14 protein-coding genes are annotated in these 20,493 nt (G+C 61.9%); 13 read left to right on the top strand and 1 reads right to left on the bottom strand.

Annotated elements, in window-relative coordinates:
- The first annotated feature begins 34 nt into the window (after positions 1 to 34).
- The 13 genes from nuoE to ACW5XC_RS05695 all read left to right on the top strand — a co-directional run bounded on the left by nuoE (position 35) and on the right by ACW5XC_RS05695 (position 16,460).
- Positions 35 to 577 carry an NADH-quinone oxidoreductase subunit NuoE gene (gene nuoE, locus ACW5XC_RS05755; protein ID WP_005344912.1) on the top strand — a complete coding sequence of 181 codons (543 nt, stop codon included), beginning with the start codon at positions 35 to 37 and terminating at the stop codon, positions 575 to 577.
- Positions 574 to 1,959 (top strand): NADH-quinone oxidoreductase subunit NuoF, encoded by a 1,386-nt coding sequence (gene nuoF, locus ACW5XC_RS05750; RefSeq protein ID WP_042056105.1) that lies wholly within the window; start codon positions 574 to 576, stop codon positions 1,957 to 1,959. The genes nuoE and nuoF overlap by 4 nt, the downstream gene beginning before the upstream one ends.
- Positions 1,960 to 2,000: 41 nt before the next feature.
- Positions 2,001 to 4,757, top strand: a complete 2,757-nt coding sequence (gene nuoG, locus ACW5XC_RS05745) for an NADH-quinone oxidoreductase subunit NuoG (protein WP_042056108.1) — start codon at positions 2,001 to 2,003, stop codon at positions 4,755 to 4,757.
- Positions 4,754 to 5,722, top strand: coding sequence for an NADH-quinone oxidoreductase subunit NuoH (gene nuoH, locus ACW5XC_RS05740; protein WP_005337244.1), 969 nt, complete (start codon positions 4,754 to 4,756; stop codon positions 5,720 to 5,722). The genes nuoG and nuoH overlap by 4 nt, the downstream gene beginning before the upstream one ends.
- A 10-nt stretch (positions 5,723 to 5,732) precedes the next feature.
- Positions 5,733 to 6,275, top strand: coding sequence for an NADH-quinone oxidoreductase subunit NuoI (gene nuoI / locus ACW5XC_RS05735; protein ID WP_005337245.1), 543 nt, complete (start codon positions 5,733 to 5,735; stop codon positions 6,273 to 6,275).
- Between the two features lie 10 nt (positions 6,276 to 6,285).
- The gene (nuoJ, locus tag ACW5XC_RS05730) at positions 6,286 to 6,837 is read left to right on the top strand and encodes an NADH-quinone oxidoreductase subunit J (protein WP_042056111.1); all 552 of its coding nucleotides are present in this window, start codon (positions 6,286 to 6,288) and stop codon (positions 6,835 to 6,837) included.
- The gene (nuoK, locus tag ACW5XC_RS05725) at positions 6,834 to 7,142 is read left to right on the top strand and encodes an NADH-quinone oxidoreductase subunit NuoK (RefSeq protein WP_005337247.1); all 309 of its coding nucleotides are present in this window, start codon (positions 6,834 to 6,836) and stop codon (positions 7,140 to 7,142) included. The genes nuoJ and nuoK overlap by 4 nt, the downstream gene beginning before the upstream one ends.
- Entirely contained in the window at positions 7,139 to 8,986 is a 1,848-nt protein-coding gene (gene nuoL, locus ACW5XC_RS05720; protein ID WP_042056113.1) for an NADH-quinone oxidoreductase subunit L, read from the top strand. The genes nuoK and nuoL overlap by 4 nt, the downstream gene beginning before the upstream one ends.
- A 99-nt stretch (positions 8,987 to 9,085) precedes the next feature.
- Entirely contained in the window at positions 9,086 to 10,630 is a 1,545-nt protein-coding gene (gene nuoM / locus ACW5XC_RS05715; protein WP_005337249.1) for an NADH-quinone oxidoreductase subunit M, read from the top strand.
- Positions 10,627 to 12,090 carry an NADH-quinone oxidoreductase subunit NuoN gene (nuoN, locus tag ACW5XC_RS05710; RefSeq protein WP_042056116.1) on the top strand — a complete coding sequence of 488 codons (1,464 nt, stop codon included), beginning with the start codon at positions 10,627 to 10,629 and terminating at the stop codon, positions 12,088 to 12,090. The genes nuoM and nuoN overlap by 4 nt, the downstream gene beginning before the upstream one ends.
- A gap of 233 nt (positions 12,091 to 12,323) precedes the next feature.
- Positions 12,324 to 13,460 carry an FIST C-terminal domain-containing protein gene (locus tag ACW5XC_RS05705; protein ID WP_042056119.1) on the top strand — a complete coding sequence of 379 codons (1,137 nt, stop codon included), beginning with the start codon at positions 12,324 to 12,326 and terminating at the stop codon, positions 13,458 to 13,460.
- Complete coding sequence (locus ACW5XC_RS05700) at positions 13,457 to 14,914, top strand: HD-GYP domain-containing protein (protein ID WP_042056121.1); 1,458 nt, start codon at positions 13,457 to 13,459, stop codon at positions 14,912 to 14,914. Before ACW5XC_RS05705 ends, ACW5XC_RS05700 begins: the two co-directional genes overlap by 4 nt.
- A gap of 1 nt (position 14,915) precedes the next feature.
- Positions 14,916 to 16,460, top strand: coding sequence for an HD domain-containing phosphohydrolase (locus ACW5XC_RS05695; RefSeq protein WP_042056123.1), 1,545 nt, complete (start codon positions 14,916 to 14,918; stop codon positions 16,458 to 16,460).
- 63 nt (positions 16,461 to 16,523) lie between these two features.
- On the opposite strand, the gene purL is transcribed toward ACW5XC_RS05695, so the two are convergent.
- Positions 16,524 to 20,447, bottom strand: a complete 3,924-nt coding sequence (gene purL / locus ACW5XC_RS05690) for a phosphoribosylformylglycinamidine synthase (protein WP_042056125.1) — start codon at positions 20,445 to 20,447, stop codon at positions 16,524 to 16,526.
- Between the last annotated feature and the right edge of the window lie 46 nt (positions 20,448 to 20,493).

Genomic DNA, 20,493 nt, shown 5'->3' with positions numbered 1-20,493 from the left:
AGCAGTAAAAGGACAAGCCACCAAAGGTCAAGTCATGAGCCAGCAATGTCAGTGTCACAATAATCAGACCCCACAGGGGCAAGGGGCATGCAGCAGCAAACAGGACGACTTCGTTCTGAGCCAGGCTGAACGCGATGCCATCGAACACGAGAAACACCACTACGAAGATCCCCGCGCCGCCAGCATCGAAGCGCTCAAGATCGTGCAGCAGGCCAGAGGCTGGGTCCCCGACGGCGCCATTCATGCCATCGCGGCCGAGCTCGGCATTCCCGCCAGCGACGTGGAGGGGGTCGCCACCTTCTATAGCCAGATCTTCCGCCAGCCGGTGGGGCGCCACATCATCCGCGTCTGCGACAGCATGGTCTGCTACATCAATGGCCATGAAGAGCTGATGGCCGGTCTCAAGGAGGTGATGAACCTCGGCCCCGGTCAAACCACCCCGGATGGCCGCTTCACCCTGCTGCCGGTCTGCTGCCTTGGCAACTGCGACAAGGGGCCAGCCATCATGATCGATGACGACACCTATGGCGGCCTCGATCCGGTGACCTTGCTGAAAACCCTGGAGGCTTACCCATGAGCCTGCCGCAGAACAAGATCCTCGCCTCTCTTGGCACAGCCAACCGCACGGCCCGCACCGCCGAGACCCATCCGCTCACCTGGCGGCTGCGGGATGACGGCCAGCCGGTATGGCTGGAGGAGTATCAGGCCAAACAGGGCTATGAAGCCGCCCGCAAGGCGCTCGGCCAGATGAGCCCGGACGAGATTGTCAGTACCGTCAAGGATGCCGGTCTCAAGGGGCGTGGCGGCGCGGGCTTCCCCACTGGCGTGAAGTGGGGGCTGATGCCCAAAGACGAGAGCATGAACATCCGCTACCTGCTCTGCAACGCCGACGAGATGGAGCCCAACACCTGGAAAGATCGCCTGCTGATGGAGCAACTGCCCCATCTGCTGATCGAGGGGATGATCATCAGTGCTCGGGCGCTCAAGGCCTATCGCGGCTATATCTTCCTGCGCGGCGAATACGTTGATGCCGCCATCCACCTGCGCCGCGCGGTGGAAGAGGCCAAGGCCGCCGGTCTGCTGGGCAAGAACATTCTGGGCTCGGGTTTTGATTTCGAGCTGTTCGTCCACACCGGCGCCGGCCGCTACATCTGTGGTGAAGAGACGGCGTTGATCAATTCGCTGGAAGGGCGCCGCGCCAACCCGCGTGCCAAACCCCCCTTCCCCGCCGTTTCCGGCGTCTGGGGCAAACCCACCTGCGTCAACAACGTCGAAACCCTCTGCAACGTGCCTGCCATTATCGGCAACGGAGTCGCCTGGTATCACGCTCTGGCGCTGCCGGGCTCGGAAGATCACGGCACCAAGCTGATGGGCTTCTCCGGCAAGGTGAACAACCCCGGGGTCTGGGAGCTGCCCTTTGGCATCACCGCCCGCGAGCTGTTTGAAAATTACGCCGGCGGGATGAAGAGCGGTTATCGCCTGAAAGCCTGGCAACCGGGCGGCGCGGGCACCGGCTTCCTGCTGCCGGAGCACCTCGATGCCCAGATGTATACCGCCGGTATCGGCAAGGTCGGCACCCGGATGGGGACTGGCCTCGCCATGGCGGTGGATGACTCCATCAGCATGGTCTCCCTGCTGCGCAACATGGAGGAGTTCTTCGCCCGCGAGTCGTGTGGCTGGTGCACGCCCTGCCGCGACGGCCTGCCCTGGAGCGTCAAGCTGCTGCGGGCACTGGAACGTGGCGAAGGGCAATCCGGCGATCTGGCGACCCTGGAGCAACTCTGCGGTTTCCTTGGCCCGGGCAAGACCTTCTGCGCCCACGCACCGGGCGCCGTCGAGCCGCTGGCCAGCGCCATCAAATATTTCCGCTCCGAATTCGAGGCCGGGATCAAAGGCAGCGGCGACAACCGCAAGCCGGTCAAAGGGATCCAGCCCAATCTGCTGGGCGAGCGCTGGTAACGACACCACAGATTTCACAAAACAGGTTTCAGGGAAGTTGTATGGCAACCATTTATGTAGACGGCAAAGAGTACGAGGTAGACGGAGCAGATAACCTGCTGCAAGCCTGTCTGTCGCTGGGTCTGGACGTCCCCTATTTCTGCTGGCATCCGGCGCTGGGTAGCGTTGGCGCCTGCCGCCAGTGTGCGGTCAAACAGTATCAGAATGCCGATGACAAACGTGGCCGTCTGGTGATGTCCTGCATGACACCGGCCACCGATGGCACCTATATCGCCATCGAAGATGAAGAGGCCAAGGAGTTTCGCAAGAGCGTGGTGGAGTGGCTGATGACCAACCACCCCCACGACTGTCCGGTGTGTGAAGAGGGTGGAGCCTGCCACCTGCAGGATATGACGGTGATGACCGGCCACAACAGCCGTCGCTACCGCTTCACCAAACGCACCCACCAGAATCAGGATCTTGGCCCCTTCATCAGCCACGAGATGAACCGCTGCATCGCCTGCTACCGCTGCGTCCGTTACTACAAGGATTATGCCGGTGGCGAGGATCTTGGCGTCTACGGTGCCCACGACAACGTCTATTTCGGTCGGGTAGAGGATGGCACGCTGGAGAGCGAATTCTCCGGCAACCTGGTGGAAGTCTGCCCTACCGGGGTTTTCACCGACAAGACTCACTCCGAGCGTTACAACCGCAAATGGGACATGCAGTTTGCCCCGAGCGTCTGCCAGCAGTGTTCCGTGGGCTGCAACATCAGCCCGGGCGAACGTTATGGCGAACTGCGCCGTATCGAAAACCGCTTCCACGGCAGCCTCAACCACTACTTCCTCTGCGATCGCGGCCGCTTTGGCTATGGCTATGTCAACCTGGCCGACCGCCCGCGCCAACCGCTGCTGCGTGAAGGTAACGACAAGCTGGCCATCACGGTCGATGGAGCCCTCAACCGCGCCGCCGATGCCCTGCGCACCGCCAGCGGAGTGATCGGTATCGGTTCGCCCCGTGCGTCGCTGGAGAGCAACTTCGCTCTGCGCGAACTGGTGGGTGAAGAGAACTTCTATTGCGGCATGGAGCAGGCCGAATGGGAATGCCAGCAGAAGATCCTGCAGATTTTGCAGCATGGCGGCGTATCAACACCTAGCCTGCGCGACATGGAAGAGGCCGACGCCATTCTGGTACTCGGCGAAGATGTCACCATGAGCGCGGCTCGAATTGCGCTGGCCCTGCGTCAAGCCGTCAAGGGCAAGGCCCGCGAACTGGCCCGCAAGATGAAGGTGGATCTGTGGCAAGTCGCTGCCGTTCAGACCTTGGGTCAGAACGAGCGCTATCCGCTGCTCATCACCAGTCTCGACAACACCCGTCTCGATGATGTAGCGGCCGACAAACTGCACGCTCCCTACGCCGATCAGGCGCGCCTTGGCTTTGCCATCGCCAACATGCTCGACAATGCGGCACCAGCTATCGCCGACCTCTCTGCCGAGCAGCAGGCTCAGGCTGCACGCTGGGCCGAACTGCTTGGCAATGCCAAAAAACCGCTCATCATCGCCGGCTCCAGCGCACGCAGCGTGGCGCTGGTTGAAGCAGCCAGCAATATTGCTCGTGCCCTGAAAGGGCGTGGTCTGGAAGCCAGCATCGCGCTGGTTGCCCAGGAGGCCAACTCGCTCGGCCTGGCCATGCTGGGCGCTCAAACCTTGTCAGACAAGTCGCTCGAAGCCGCCCTTGCACGTATCGAGGCCGAAGAGGGGTTGGCGCTGGTCACTCTGGAGAACGATCTCTACCGCCGCGCGCCGCGCAACCGGGTGGATGCTGCATTGGCGAGACTGCAGCACCTGCTGGTCATCGATCATCAGGACACCCGGACTGCACAAAAGGCTGATCTGATCCTGCCGGCCGCCAGCTTTGCCGAGGCCGATGGCACCCTGGTGAACATGGAAGGGCGCGCCCAGCGCTTCTTCCAGGTCTATGCACCCGCCTTCTACAACGCCGATATTCAGGTGCGTGAAGGGTGGCGCTGGCTGGCGGCGCTGCAAGGGGCGATCGAACGCAAGCCGCTGCGTTGGCAGAACTTCGACCAGGTCAATCATGACTGCGCCACCAGCAATCCGCTGCTCGCTACCATGCTGGAAGCGGCGCCCAACGCAGGCTTGCGGATCCGTGGCATGCGACTGGCCCGTGAGCCACACCGCTACAGTGGTCGCACCTCCATGCTGGCGGATCAGAACGTCAGCGAGCCGCGGGTAGCGCAAGATCCCGACTCCCCCTTCAACTTCTCCATGGAAGGGTATGCCGGAGCCCGTCAGCCGCTGCCGCAAGTACCGTTCGCCTGGGCGCCGGGCTGGAACTCTCCCTCCGCCTGGAACAAGTTCCAGGATGAAGTGGGTGGCAAACTGCGTGCTGGCGATCCGGGTCGCCGTCTGCTGGAAGCAACAGACCCGCAGGCAGAAGGCAAGGCGCTGCTCGGCTGGTTCACCACCATCCCCGCCCCCTTCAAGGCCGCAGAGGCGCTGCAAGTGGTCAATTATGCCCAGCTGTTTGGCGGTGAGGAGCTGTCGGCCCGCAGCCCGGTCATTCAGGCCCGGATGAACGAACCCGAGCTGGTGCTCAATCCCCTTGATGCGCAGCGTCTGGCCCTCCACGGGGGCAGTCAGGTCTCCTTCTCCTGGGGCGGTAGCCACTGGCAACTGCGTCTGCGGCTTAGCGATCAGCTGAGCGCCGGTCTGGTGGGACTCCCCCTTGGGGTGAACGGCCTGCCGACGGCCCTGCAACAAGCCTCAATCACTAACCTGCAGGAGGTGATCGCATGAGCGAGTCGCTGATCGATCTGTTGCTGGAGGTGGGCAAGGCACTGATCGTGCTGGTGGGGATCGTAGGGGCAGGCGCCTTTATGAGCTTTATCGAGCGCCGTCTGCTGGCCCTATGGCAGGATCGCTACGGCCCCAACCGGGTGGGGCCGTTTGGTCTGCTCCAGCTGGCCGCCGACATGATCAAGATGTTCTTCAAGGAGGACTGGATCCCGCCGTTTGCCGATCGGCGGATCTTTATCCTGGCCCCCATCATCGCCTTCACCGCCTTTATTCTGGCGTTTGCGGTGGTGCCCATCACCCCCACCTGGGGCGTGGCGGATCTCAATGTGGGGCTGCTCTACATCCTGGCCATCGCGGGGCTGGCGGTCTATGCGGTGCTGTTCGCCGGCTGGTCAAGCAACAACAAATACTCATTGCTCGGCAGCTTGCGCGCCTCGGCCCAGACCCTCTCCTACGAGGTGTTCCTGGGCTTGTCGCTGATGGGGATCGTGATCCAGACCGGCAGTTTCAACCTGCGGGATATCGTCGAGGCACAGGCAGACTTGTGGAACGTGGTGCCCCAGATCCTGGGCTTTGTCACCTTCCTGTTTGCCGGTGTCGCCGTCACCCACCGTCACCCGTTCGATCAGCCGGAAGCCGAGCAGGAGCTCGCCGACGGCTATCACATCGAGTATGCGGGGATGAAGTGGGGTCTCTTCTTCGTGGGCGAATATATCGGCATCGTGCTGATCTCCTCGCTCATCGTGACCCTCTTCTTCGGTGGCTGGCACGGCCCCTGGCTGCCCCCCTTCATCTGGTTTGCCCTGAAGACCGCCTGTTTCATGGTGTTCTTCATCCTGCTGCGGGCCTCCCTGCCTCGCCCGCGCTTTGACCAGGTGATGTCGTTTGGCTGGAAAGTCTGCTTGCCGCTGACCCTGATCAATATGCTGGTCACCGCGGCAGTTGTACTGATAAGTACGCAGTGAGGCACTCAATATGAAAATTGTTAGCATTATTCAGGGTGTCGGCACCCAGTTACGCAGTCTGGCCATGGTCTTCTCCCATGCCTGGCGGCCCCGTGAAACCCTCAACTATCCGGAGCAGGCTGTCTATGCGGCCCCCCGCTACCGCGGTCGCATCGTGCTGACCCGCGACCCCGACGGGGACGAGCGCTGCGTGGCCTGCAACCTCTGCGCAGTTGCCTGCCCGGTCGGCTGCATCTCGCTGCAAAAATCTGAGCGGGAAGATGGTCGCTGGTATCCGGAGTTCTTTCGCATCAACTTCTCTCGCTGCATCTTCTGCGGCCTGTGTGAAGAGGCCTGCCCCACCACCGCCATCCAGCTGACGCCGGATTTCGAAATGGGTGAGTATCGCCGCCAGGATCTGGTGTACGAGAAGGAAGATCTGCTGATCAGCGGGCCCGGCAAATACCCGGACTACAACTTCTATCGCATGAGCGGGATGGCCATTGACGGCAAGCCGAAAGGGGATGCCGAAAACGAAGCCAAACCCATCGATGTCAAGAGCCTGCTGCCCTGAGGAGTCAATCATGGAACTGGCATTTTATGCCTCGGCCCTGGTGGCCATTTACAGCACGCTGCGGGTGATCAGCACCAGCAATCCCATGCATGCGCTGCTCAATCTCATCATCTCCCTCATCGCCGTGGCCATGATCTTCTTCTGCCTGGGTGCCGCCTTTGCGGGCGCCCTGCAGGTGATCGTCTACGCCGGCGCCATCATGGTGCTGTTCGTGTTCGTGGTGATGATGCTGAACCTGGGCTCAGCGCAGGCGCAGGAGAAAAACTGGCTCACCCCCATGACCTGGGTGGGGCCAGCCCTGCTCTCGCTGATCCTGCTGGGCTTCCTGGCCCACGGCATCCTCGGTGTTACCGGCGGCCTGCTCGGGGTGACCGATGTCACCGCCAAACAGGTTGGTGTAGAACTCTTTGGCCCCTATGTGCTGGCGGTGGAGCTCGCCTCCATTCTGCTGCTGGCGGGTCTGGTAACCGCCTATCACCTGGGTCGGGAAGAGAAGAGCGGTGAAGTGCTCTCAGTCCCCCGCACAGCATCCCGCTCTGCACAAGAAGGAGGTCAGCAATGAATGGAATCCCTATGGAGCACGGCCTCCTGCTGGCCGCGGTGCTCTTCTGCATCGGCTTGTGCGGTCTGCTGATCCGCCGCAACCTGCTCTACATCCTGATGAGTATCGAAATCATGATGAATGCCTCGGCACTGGCGTTTGTGGTGGCGGGTAGCCGCTGGGCCCAGGCCGATGGCCAGATCATGTATATCCTGGTGATTTCTCTGGCGGCAGCGGAGGCCAGTATCGGCCTTGCCCTGTTACTGCTGCTCTATCGTCGTTACCACACCCTGAACGTGGACACTGTGAGCGAGATGCGCGGATGAGCCTCTTATATCTGACTTTTCTATTTCCGCTGCTGGGATGGCTGGTGCTGGCCTTCTCCCTCGGCCGGTTTGGCGAGCGTACCTCTGCAATGATCGGGGTGGGCTCCATTGGCCTGTCGGCCCTCACTACCCTGTGGGTGGGCATCGACTTCCTGGGCAACCCGCCCGAGGGGGGCGTCTATGTCCAGCGCCTGTGGCAATGGATGGCGGTGGGCAACTTTACCCCGAGCTTCTCGCTGGCACTGGATGGCCTGTCGCTGACCATGCTGGGGGTGGTGACCGGGGTGGGTTTCTTTATCCACCTGTTCGCCTCCTGGTATATGCGCGGTGAAGAGGGCTACTCCCGCTTCTTTACCTACACCAACCTCTTTATCGCCAGCATGCTGTTTCTGGTGCTGGCTGATGACCTGCTGTTTGTCTACCTCGGCTGGGAAGGGGTAGGGCTGTGCAGCTATCTGCTGATCGGCTTCTACTACAAGGATCGCAAGAACGGCGCAGCGGCCCTCAAGGCATTTGTCGTGACCCGGGTGGGTGATGTCTTCCTCGCCATCGGCCTATTTATCCTCTATCGGGAGCTGGGCACCCTCAATATCCACGAGCTGCTGGTGCGCGCACCGACCCTGTTTGCCGAGGGCTCCCCTGCCCTGTCGCTGGCCTGCCTGATGCTCTTGGGCGGCGCGGTCGGCAAATCGGCACAGCTGCCGCTGCAAACCTGGCTGGCGGATGCGATGGCAGGCCCGACGCCCGTCTCCGCGCTGATCCACGCCGCCACCATGGTGACCGCCGGTGTCTACCTGATTGCCCGTACCCACGGCCTGTTCCTGCTGGCGCCAGAGATCCTCCATCTGGTCGGGCTGGTTGGCGCCATCACGCTAGTGCTGGCAGGCTTTGCCGCGCTGGTTCAGACCGATATCAAGCGGATCCTCGCCTACTCCACCATGAGCCAGATTGGCTACATGTTTCTGGCACTGGGTGTCGGCGCATGGGAAGGAGCCATCTTCCACCTGATGACCCACGCCTTCTTCAAGGCGCTGCTGTTCCTCTCCGCCGGTGCCGTTATCGTTGCCTGCCACCATGAGCAGAACATCTTCAAGATGGGTGGCCTGCGCAAGAGTCTGCCACTGGTCTATGCCTGTTTCCTGGTGGGGGGCTCGGCGCTGGCGGCGTTGCCGCTGGTCACTTCCGGTTTCTACAGTAAAGACGCCATCCTGTGGCAAGTAGAAGCCTCGGGCCAAAGCGCGCTGCTGTGGGCAGGTCTGGTAGGGGCATTCCTCACCTCGCTCTACACCTTCCGGCTGATCTTTATCGCCTTCCATGGCCAAGAGCAGACCAAAGCCCATGCGGGCCACGGCCTGGCTCACCATCTGCCGCTGCTGGTATTGCTGGTACTTTCTACCGGCATAGGCGCGCTGATCACCCCGCCACTGGCAGGTGTACTACCCGCAGGCCCGGGGGACCATATCGAAGAGGGGCGCCATGCACTGGAAATCACCTCTGGCATCATCGCCATCGCAGGCATTGCGCTGGCCGCGTTTCTGTTCCTTGGTAAGCGCCGTCTGGCCACCTCCATTGCCAACAGCGCACCGGGCCGCCTGCTCAGCACCCTCTGGTTCAACGCCTGGGGCTTTGACTGGCTCTATGACCAGCTGTGGGTCAAGCCCTATCTGCTGGCGACCCGGCTGCTGGCCCGAGACCCGCTGGACTGGATGATGGGCCTGCCCGCCTGGTTTGCCCTGCGTGGCAACCAGCTGCTGGCCTGGACCGTGACCGGCAAGTTGCGCTGGTATGCCGCTTCCATGGGGATCGGTGCCGCACTGGTGCTGGCACTGCTGCTACTGGGGTAAACGCGATGAACAACACGAAAATCGTACAGCCGGGCTGTTTGCCGATCTTGATGGAACAGGGCGTGCAATCTCATATGAACTTGAACGAGAGCTGATACCGTGACCTTACTCTGGATCTTGTTAATTCCTTTTATCGGCGGCTTGCTCTGCTGGCAGATGGAGCGTCTCGGCGGGCAGTTTGTCCGCTGGGTAGCCCTGCTCTCCATGAGCGCCAGCCTGCTGCTCTCCTGTGCCATCTGGCTAAGTGGTGATTTCTCCCTTGCCACCACGGGCCTAGACAGCGCGGGCGTCTCCGGTGCTGCCTCCGCCTGGGCCGCCGAGTGGCGCCTGCCGTGGATCCCCCGCTTCGGCATCTCTTTGCATCTGGCGGTGGATGGCCTGTCGCTCCTGATGGTGATCCTCACCTGCTTTATCGGGGTACTGGCCATTCTCTGTTCGTGGAAAGAGATCGTGCAGCGCATCGGCTTCTTCCACCTCAACCTGCTCTGGATCCTGGGCGGCGTGCTCGGGGTCTTTATGGCGCTGGACCTGTTCCTCTTCTTCTTCTTCTGGGAGATGATGCTGGTTCCCATGTACTTCCTGATTGCGCTCTGGGGCCATTCGGTCACTGACGGCAAATCACGGATCAACGCCGCAACCAAGTTCTTCATCTACACCCAGGTGAGCGGCCTTATCATGCTGGTGGCCATCATCGGGCTGGTGCTGACCCACCAGCATGCCACCGGAGTCTTCACCTTCAACTATCTGGAGCTACTCAATACCCCGATGAGCAAGGGCGTTCAATGGCTGCTGATGCTGGGCTTCTTTATCGCCTTCGCGGTCAAGATGCCGCTGGTGCCGCTGCACGGCTGGCTGCCGGATGCCCACAGTCAGGCGCCGACTGCAGGCTCGGTGGATCTCGCTGGTATTTTGCTCAAAACCGCGGCCTATGGCCTGCTGCGCTTTGCCCTGCCGCTCTTCCCCGAAGCCTCCGCCGAGTTTGCTCCCTACGCCATGGTGCTTGGCCTGATCGGGATCGTCTACGGTGCCATCGTGGCCTTTGCCCAGACCGACATCAAACGGCTGGTAGCCTACACCAGCATCTCCCACATGGGCTTTGTGATGATCGCCATCTACTCGGGTAGCGAGCTGGCCCTGCAGGGCGCCGTGGTGCAGATGATCGCCCACGGACTCTCCGCAGCCGGCCTCTTTATCCTCTGCGGTCAGCTCTACGAGCGGTTGCACACCCGAGATCTGCGCCAGATGGGCGGCCTGTGGGGACGCCTGCGCTATCTGCCCGGCGTGATGCTCTTCTTCTCGGTGGCGTCGCTCGGCATGCCGGGCACCGGCAACTTTGTCGGCGAGTTCCTGATCCTGGTCGGCAGCTTCCAGGTTGCCCCTGTTATCACGGCAGTCGCCACCTTCGGTCTGGTACTGGCCTCGGTCTACTCCCTCATCATGTTGCAGCGCGCCTGCTTTGGCCCCGCCAAGGATGAGAGCATGCTCAAGGGACTGGATCGCCGCGAGCTGACCATGATGATGGTGATCGCGGGACTGCTGGTTCTGCTTGGCCTCTATCCCCAACCCGTGATTGATACCGCCAGCAGCAGCCTTATCAACGTGCTGCACTGGTATCTGCTGCCGACTGCTGGAGCCCTGCAATGACTTTCTCCGCTTCCCAACTGCTGGCACTGCTTCCCCTGCTGTTGACCACCGGGGCCATGGCGGCCCTGATGCTGGCCATCGCGTGGCGCCGCTGTGTCACCACCGCCTTTACCGTGACCATTGTTGGCCTCAATCTGGCACTGTTCTCGCTGCCCATCGTGATGGCTCAGGGGGATCAGGGGGTCACCCCGCTGCTGCAAGTGGACAGTTACGCCGTCTTCTATATGGGACTGGTGCTCATCGGCGCCCTGGCCACCTGCACCTTCGGTCAATCGTGGCTGAAAGCCTACCCGGACAACCGGGAAGAGTTCTTCCTGCTGCTGCTGATCGCCACCGCTGGTGGTCTGGTGCTGGCCTGCTCCCGTCACCTCGCCTCTCTCTTTATCGGGATCGAGATGCTGACCCTGCCGATGTTCGGTCTGGTGGGTTACGCCTACCGCGAGCGCCACTCGCTGGAAGCAGCGGTGAAATACATGGTGCTCTCTGCCGCCGCCACCGCCTTCCTGCTGTTTGGCATGGCGCTGCTCTATGCACAGGCTGGCAGCCTGAGCTTTGCTGCCCTGGGGCAGACCCTGGCCGAGAGCCCGGCTCACCATCCGCTGCTGATGGGCGGTTTGGGGTTAATGCTGGTCGGCTTTGCCTTTAAACTCTCCCTGGCCCCCTTCCACCTCTGGACCCCGGATGTCTACGAAGGTGCCCCGGCACCGGTCGCCACCTTCCTCGCCACCGTCAGCAAGGTGGCGGTTTTTGCCGTGCTGTTGCGCTTCTATCTGGCGGTACCGGCGGCGAGCGATCCCATGATCCACTGGCTGCTGGCAGCCATGGCGGTCATATCCATCATGGTCGGCAACCTGCTGGCCCTGGTGCAGACCAACGTCAAACGGATGCTGGGTTACTCCTCCATCTCCCACTTCGGTTACCTGCTGGCGGTGATCGTGGCGAGCCGATTCGGCCAGATGCCGGTGGAAGCGGCCGGGGTCTACCTGCTGATGTATCTCTTCACCAGCCTCGGCGCCTTTGGCGTCGTCAGCATGATGTCGAGCCCCTATCGCGGCAAGGATGCAGACTCCCTGCACAGCTATCGTGGTCTGTTCTGGAAGCGCCCCTATCTGACTGCCGTACTGACGGTGATGATGTTGTCACTCGCGGGCATCCCGATGACCCTCGGCTTTATCGGCAAGTTCTACCTCATCGGCGTCACCGTCGAGGCGCAGCTTTGGTGGCTCTCCGGTGCCATCGTGCTCGGCAGCGCACTGGGTCTCTACTACTACCTCAAGGTGATGGTAACCCTCTATCTGCGCGAACCGGGTATGCAGCAGCGCGATGCCAGCGCCGACTGGGCTCTCTCCTCCGGTGGTGTGGTAGTGCTGCTCTCTGCCGTGCTGGTGGTGTTGCTGGGGCTCTATCCCCAGCCGGTCATCAGCCTGGTACAAGGGTTCCAGCACGTGGTATTGCAGTAACCTTTACCGTCGCTACCCCTCATTACCCGCAAAACCGGCAGCCTTGGCTGCCGGTTTTCTATTTGCGGACCGACAGCATCGCGCACTCCACAGTGCCAGCAAATGACAGATCAGTCAGCGAGGGTGATGCCCATCATGGTTTTTGCCATACAACCAGAACCGGGCGAGATCCTCATACCCTCTTGAATTCCTTATTGATATATTGGTTATATTCTGGAATGGAGTTCAGATTGATGAAGCAACACTACGTTTGCCAATTTAACCCGACAGAACTGGCCGCCACGCTGGCACCCTTGCAAGGAGGCAAGCTGACCATACTGCTGGCCGAACAGGATTGCGCGCAGGTTCCCCTGTTGCAGCAGTTGTGCCGCGACTTCAACATCGCCCTGGATGGCGCCATTTTCCCCCAGCTGATCGGTGCGCAAGGATTGTTGCCGCAGGGTGCCTGGCTACTGCCCAGAGCCAACCCCTATCACGCCACACTGCTGCCTCTGACACCGCAAGCCAGCGCAGCATCCCTTGCCCACCGGATTGCGGAACAGGTGGAGAGCATGCTGGCCACCTGGCCAACCCCTTCGCCGCCACCAACCCTGTTTCTGACCTTCGACAACCTCATTCCCAATATCGCCTCCATTCTGGATGCGCTTTATCTGCAACTGGCCAATCGCGTCAACTATGCCGGCGCCAACGCAGGCAGCGGCAGCTTCACCCCCCTTGCCTGCCTGTTCGACAATCAACGGCAACTTGCCTACGGGGTCAACTGCACGCTGCTGCCCAGCAACAGCTTTCCTTTTCTGGAACATGGTTACCAGCTCTCGGCCCAACCGATGCTGGCCACCAGCAGTGAAGCGAACAAGATTGCCTACATCGATTGGCAACCGGCCTTTCAAAAATATCAGGGGCTGATCCGCCAGCAATTCCAGCACACTATGGTGCGCGAGGAGCTCTACCGTTTCGTGGTGCACATGCCACTGGGCCTGCTGCGGGCCAACGGGGATGTGATTGTCAGGATCCCCGTCGAGGCAAACGATGACGGCGCCCTGCTCTGCGCCGGCGAGGTCGCGGAGCACAGCATCCTCACCCTGCTGAAGGCGCCAGAGAGTGCCACCGAACATACCTGCTCACTGGCCAGGCGCCTCAACCAGCAACAAACCCTCACCCGGGCACACTTGTTGGAGGTCTACTACTGCGCAGGACGCCAGCTGCACTTCGACCAGCAGACGGTGACCGAGCTGCGCACCCTGCTGACCCACTCGGGGGCCGGCGATCTGGCAGGAGCCCTCTCCCTTGGCGAAATTGGCAGCGTGCGCCATGGGGATTACCCCCAATTTCATAACGGCGCCATTCTCTGTAACGGGGCAGTGATATGAACAACGACCACGCCATGGCCATCGTCTGCGATCTGGCGCTCTGCATCGGGCGTGAAGTGACGCTGGATGCGCTGCTCACCAAGGTACTGCAACGTTTGATGCATCACTGCGCCACGCCGGTTGGCGCGGTATTGCAGCAACAACGGGAGGGATACAAGCTGCTCAAGGTGATCGGCGACGAGCAGCTGCGTCAGCACACCGGCACCACCCTGACCCTGCCTGGGTGGGTCAGCGAGGAGGAGCACTGCCTGCTGCAACAGACGCTCCCCCTGCCGGGCAGCCGCCCCTACCAGTTTGCCTATCGGCTCAAGGTTGAAGGGGGTTATCTCATCTTGCTGCTCGCCCCCCAGCCACATCAGCAGATCGTACCGGTCTGCCATCTGTTCAGCCCGGTGCTAGGCAACCTGGCCCGCGCCATTTCCCTCTGCAAGGACAGCGAGCTGCTCGCCCTGCGTCAGCAGGCCGAACTGAAGGATCTGAAACACTTCAACGAATCCCTGCTCAAGGCTATCCCGATCCCGGTGTTCTACAAAGATATCGAAGGGCGATTTCTGGGCTGCAACCAGGCCTTCAATCAGGTGATCGGCATCGGCAAGGAGGCACTGCTGGGTCGACGGGTCGAGGAGCTGCTGCCAGTCGGGCTTGCCGAGGCCTACAGCATGCGGGAAGCCGAGTTGCTGCGAAGTCGCCAGCCCCAGTGCATCGAACAGCAGTTGCATGACCGCAATGGCATGCGCTATCAGGTCATCTGTTTCAAGGATCTCTTCTATGACCATCAGGGGATGGTTGCCGGCATCATCGGCACCCTGGTCGACATCACCCGCCTCAAGGAGAGCGAGCGCCACCAGCGTGACCTGCTGTTCCAGACCATCAGTGCCCTCGCCAGCGCCATCAGCCACAAGGATCGCAACAGTGCGGGCCATGAGCTGAGGGTGCGCGATTTGGCACTGGCCATCGGGCAGGCCATGCAACTGCGGCAAGAGCGGCTGGATGCGCTAGGACTGGCGGCCATGGTGCACAATATCGGCCTGCTGCAGATCCCCACCGAGATCATCACCCGCCCACGTGAATTGCGGCCGGTGGAGCTCGAACTGATCAAGCAGCACCCCCAGGCCGGCCACGATATTCTCAAACAGATCGACTTCCCCTGGCCCATCGCCACCATAGTGCTGCAGCACCACGAAAACCTCGATGGCAGCGGCTATCCACAGGGGCTGGCGGGCAACGCCATTACCCTGGAGGCGCGCATTATCCGGGTGGCCGACTCGCTGATCGCCATGACCTCCCATCGCCCGTTCCGCCGGGCCATGCCCCTGAGTGACGCCTTTGCCGAACTGACCCGCTATGCCGGGATCCATTACGATGAAAAAGTGGTCAACAGCTGTATCGTGCTCTGGCAGACCGGCTACCACTTCGGTCCTCCCATCAGTCAACTTGCAGACAAGGCGGGATAAGATGTCAGAACTCCTCACCTCCTGTGTACTCCCCCACCCACTGACCGATGCGCTCCCCTCCTCGGCGCTGTTGCTGACCCAAGTGATGGATCAGCTTCCCTATCGGGTGCTGCTCAAAGACACCCGATTCAGCTACATCGCGGGCAACCGCCTGCTGGCGGCGGATCTTGCCCTCTCACCAGAGGCTCTGGTGGGCAAGAATGACTGCGACTTTTTTCCCCCCGAACTGGTACAACGCTATCGGGAGGATGACGCCCGAGTCATGCGCGAGGGGATACACCAGCACATCGAAGAGCCCTATCTGAAGGGGGGAGAAGCCCGCTGGCTCAGCAGCACCAAGTTTCCCCTACGTGATGAGGCGGGGGTCATCGTGGGGGTCGGCGTCTTCTTCGAAGACATTACCGAGCAGAAGTGGCAGCAGGAGAAACTGCAACAGCACACCTGGACCCAGCAGGCGATCAGCCGCGCCCACCACGCCCTGCTCAAACCGGGCGATGAGCCGCAACTGCTGCAGGATATCTGCGATGCCATCGCCGTCGATGACCGTTTTCCGCTGGTGGCAGTGCTGCAAGGCCAGCCCGAACTCGCCCACCCGCCGAGGATCGTGGCGCAGGCAGGCAGTGCCGATGCCTCGGAACAAACGCTGTGGTTGAACGATGAGGCCCTCACCCAGGCCATCCTCCACCAGCGGCGCCTCAATCAGGTGATCTTCCACGAGCGGCCCCATACCGGCCGCCACCCGTTGCGCTCCCGCCTGCTTATCCCCTTGCCACTGCAGGAGGATCAGGCCGGTGCGCTGATCATTCACAGCGACCAGCCGCGGTTGTTCAGCCAGGAGGAGGAGCAGCTCTTCATCCAGCTGACCGACTACCTCACCTATGGCCTGCAGGCGCGCCATACCCAGCAGGCTTATCTGCGCTCGCAACAGGAGAAGATCTTCCATGCCCGCCAGCTGGAGCTGGCACTGGAAGATGCGCTGGGTGCCATCGCCGCCGTGCTGGAGCAGCGCGATCCCTATACCGCTGGCCATCAGAAACATGTGGCCAAGCTGGCCCAAGCCATCGGCCGGGAGCTCAGGCTGGAAGAGAAGCGGCTGCGGGGGATCTATCTGGGCGCCATGGTGCACGATATCGGCAAGATCCAGGTACCGGCTGAAATTCTCACCAAACCGGAACGCCTCACGCCACTGGAGTTCGAGCTGGTCAAGGAACACCCCGCCATCGGCTATCTGGTGCTCAAGGATATCGACTTCCCCTGGCCCATCGCCCGGATGATCCACCAGCACCACGAGTATCTCGATGGCTCCGGCTATCCGCTGGGACTCAAGGGGGATGAGATCCTGCTGGAGGCCCGCATCCTCACCGTCGCCGATATCGTCGAATCCATGTCCTCGGATCGCCCCTATCGCGCCGCCCTCGGCATTCCCCAGGCCAGGGAGCAGATCATCCAGATGCGCGGCCATCAGCTCGATGCGGATGTGGTGGATGCCTGTCTGCGGATCCTCGACCGGGGAGACTTTATCCCCCAACCGCTCGGCAAGCCGTAACGACACGGATAAAAAACCGGCCAATTGGCCGGTTTCTGTTTTTATGCGCTGGTGCTGTCTCTATTAACCCAGACGAACCCGGGCGTTGCGGAACATCCGCATCCAGGCGCCGTCCTCGCCCCAGTTGTCGGGGTGCCAGGAGTTGGCCACGGTGCGGAACACCCGCTCCGGATGCGGCATCATGATGGTGGCGCGACCGTCGGTGGTGGTCACTGCGGTGATACCATCCGGCGAGCCATTCGGGTTGGCCGGGTACTGCTCGGTCACGCTGCCGCGGTTGTCGACAAAGCGCAGCCCTACCAGACCGCTCTGCTGCAGTGCGCTCAGGTGAGCGGCATCGCGCACCTCGACACGCCCTTCCCCGTGGGAAACGGCAATGGGCATCACGGAGCCTGCCATCCCCGCGAAGAAGGCCGACGGGGACTCCTGCACCTCAACCAGACTGAAGCGGGCCTCGAAGCGCTCGGAGCGGTTACGTACAAAGCGCGGCCACAGATCGGCACCCGGGATGAGATCCCGCAAGTTGGACATCATCTGGCAACCGTTGCAGACACCCAGAGAGAGGGTATCGCCACGCTCGAAGAAGCGCTGGAACTGCTCGCGGGCGTTGTCATTGAACAGGATGGACTTGGCCCAGCCTTCCCCCGCCCCCAGCACATCACCGTAGGAGAAACCGCCACAGGCCACCAGGGTCTGGAACTCCTCCAGCTTGATGCGACCGGAGAGAATGTCGCTCATATGGACATCGACCGCCGCGAAACCTGCACGATCGAACGCCGCCGCCATCTCCACATGGGAGTTGACTCCCTGCTCGCGCAGCACCGCCAGACGGGGGGATACCCCACGGGCAATGTAAGGTGCAGCCACATCCTCGGACGGGTTGTAAGTCAGCTTGGCATGCAGACCCGGATCGGTGGCGTCCTGACGGGCCGCGTGCTCACTGTCGGCGCACGCCGGGTTGTCGCGCAGGCGCTGCATCTGCCAGCTGGTCTCGCCCCAGATGGTGCGAAGAGCGGTACGGCTGGCACGATAGACCTCCTGACCGCCCCGCTGCAGGGTGATGAGATCCCCCTCGCGCACGGTGCCGAGCACATGGGAGCAGGCTGCCAGACCGTGACCGGCCAGCAGGGTCATCACCGCCTCTTTATCTTCGCGGCGCACCTGAATGACGGCGCCCAGCTCTTCGTTGAACAGCGCAGGCAGCAGTTCGCCGCCGATGCGATCGAGCTGGATGTCGAGGCCACAGTGACCGGCAAACGCCATCTCGGTCAGGGTGACGAACAGGCCACCGTCGGAGCGGTCGTGGTAGGCGATCAGTTTGCGATCAGCCACCAGCGCCTGAATGGCGTTGAAGAAGCCCTTGAGCTGGACCGGATTGTCGAGATCCGGCGCCTTGTCACCCAGCTGGCGATAGACCTGCGCCAGCGCCGAGGCGCCGAGGCGCTGTTTGCTGTTGCCAAGGTCGATGAGGATAAGGTCGGTTTCACCGAGATCGGTACGCAGCTGCGGAGTAACCGTGTTGCGCACATCCTCGACCCGGGCAAAGGCGGAGATGAGCAGGGAGAGCGGCGAGGTGACGCTGTGCTCCTTGCCATCCTGCTGCCAGCGGGTCTTCATGGACATGGAATCCTTGCCCACAGGAATGGTGATGCCCAGGGCCGGGCAGAGCTCCTCGCCCACCGCTTTGACCGCCTCATAGAGACCGGCATCTTCCCCCGGGTGACCGGCAGCGGCCATCCAGTTGGCGGAGAGCTTGACCCGCTTGAGGGAACCGATGTGGGCCGGCGCCAGGTTGGTAAGCGCTTCCGCCACCGCCATGCGAGCGGAGGCGGCATGGGAGAGCAGCGCCACCGGGGTACGCTCGCCCATGGACATGGCTTCGCCGTGATAGCTGTCATAGGTGGCAGCGGTGACGGCGCAGTCAGCCACCGGGATCTGCCAGGGGCCAACCATCTGGTCGCGATTGACCAAGCCAGTCACGCTGCGATCGCCGATGGTGATAAGGAAGGACTTCTCCGCCACGGTCGGCAGACGCAGAACCCGCTCGGCCGCGTCACTCAAAGTGATGCCATCGAGCTGGAGCGCTTTGCCCTGTGCAGGCAGGGTCACCACGTCGCGGTGCATCTTGGGCGCCTTGCCGAGCAGCACGTCCAGCGGCAGATCGATGGGCTGATTGTCAAAGTGGCTGTCAGAGAGGGTCAGATGCTTCTCTTCGGTCGCGGTGCCGATGACGGCATAGGGTGCGCGCTCACGCTCGCACAGCGCCTTGAACAGCGGCAACTTGTCCTGCGCCACTGCCAGTACGTAACGCTCCTGGGATTCGTTGCACCAGATCTCCAGCGGGCTCATGCCCGGCTCGTCGCTCTGAATGGCGCGCAAATCGAAACGACCGCCACGCTCACCGTCGTTGACCAGCTCCGGCATGGCGTTGGAGAGACCACCCGCCCCCACATCGTGGATAAAGACGATAGGGTTGTCGTCACCCAGCTGCCAGCAGCGATCGATCACCTCCTGGCAACGGCGCTCCATCTCGGGGTTGTCACGCTGCACCGAGGCAAAGTCGAGATCTTCGGCCGACTGGCCGGAGGCCATGGAGGATGCGGCACCACCGCCCAGACCGATGTTCATCGCCGGGCCGCCCAGCACGATCAGCGCCGCGCCGACCGGGATCTCCCCTTTCTGGACATGTTCGGTGCGGATGTTGCCGATGCCGCCTGCCAGCATGATGGGTTTGTGGTAGCCACGCACCTCGACGCCGTTGTGGCTCGGCACCTCCTCTTCGAAGGTACGGAAGTAACCGAGAATGGCCGGACGGCCGAACTCGTTGTTAAACGCGGCGCCGCCGAGCGGCCCCTCCTGCATGATGTCGAAGGCACTGACGATACGGCTCGGCTTGCCGAAATCCTGCTCCCAGGGCTGCTCGAAGCCGGGAATGCGCAGGTTGGAGACGGAGAAACCGACCAGACCCGCCTTGGGCTTGGCACCGCGACCGGTTGCACCCTCGTCGCGGATTTCGCCGCCGGAGCCGGTGGCTGCCCCCGGGAACGGGGAGATGGCGGTCGGGTGGTTGTGGGTCTCCACCTTCATCAGGATGTCGACCTGTTCCTGGTGATACTGGTATTCGCCGTTGGCCGGGCTCGGGAAGAAGCGGCCACCCTGGCTCCCTTCCATCACGGCGGCGTTGTCTTTATAGGCAGAGAGGACATGATCCGGCGTCTGCTCGAAGGTGTTCTTGATCATCTTGAACAGCGACTTGGGCTGCTGTTCGCCATCGATGGTCCAGTCGGCATTGAAGATCTTGTGACGGCAGTGTTCGGAGTTCGCCTGGGCGAACATGTAGAGCTCGATGTCGTTGGGGTTGCGACCCAACTTGGTGAAGTTCTCCACCAGATAGTCGATTTCGTCGTCGGCCAGCGCCAGACCGAGCGCCACGTTGGCTTCGGCCAAGGCTGCGCGACCACCGCCCAGCACATCCACCTGGGTGAAGGGGCGCGGCTCGTGGTGAGCAAACAGGGCGGCAGCTTCGCTCATCTCGGCAAACACCACTTCCATCATCCGATCATGGAGCACGGCGGCAATGGCGCTGCGCTGGGCGGCACTCAACTCACCCTGCCCCTTGATGGTCAGGTAATAGGCAATACCACGCTCCAGCCGCTTGACCTGTTTCAGGCCGCAGTTGTGGGCGATGTCGGTTGCTTTGGAAGACCAGGGGGAGATAGTGCCGGGGCGGGGGGTAACAAGAAACAGCTGACCGCTGGGGGTGTGTTCGGGGATGGTCGGGCCGTAGCGCAAGAGCTGGCCCAAGGTCGCTCGCTCGGGGGGAGAGAGGGGGCTTGTCAGCTCGGCAAAGTGCACATACTCGGCATAGACATCCTCTATCTCTACTCCGCTCTCTACTCCACTCTCATTTCTCATCTGTGCGAAGCGTTGCAGCAGTTTTTGGACACGAAAATCAGACAGTGCTGGGGCACCACGCAAGATATCCATATGACCTTTCTCACCAAGTTTTAAAGTGGGGGGGAATTGAGACGCG

Source organism: Aeromonas sp. 25-AL00135 (assembly GCF_054052385.1).
Note: the sequence above shows the minus strand (reverse complement) of the source record. Positions and strands in the feature narration are given on the sequence as shown.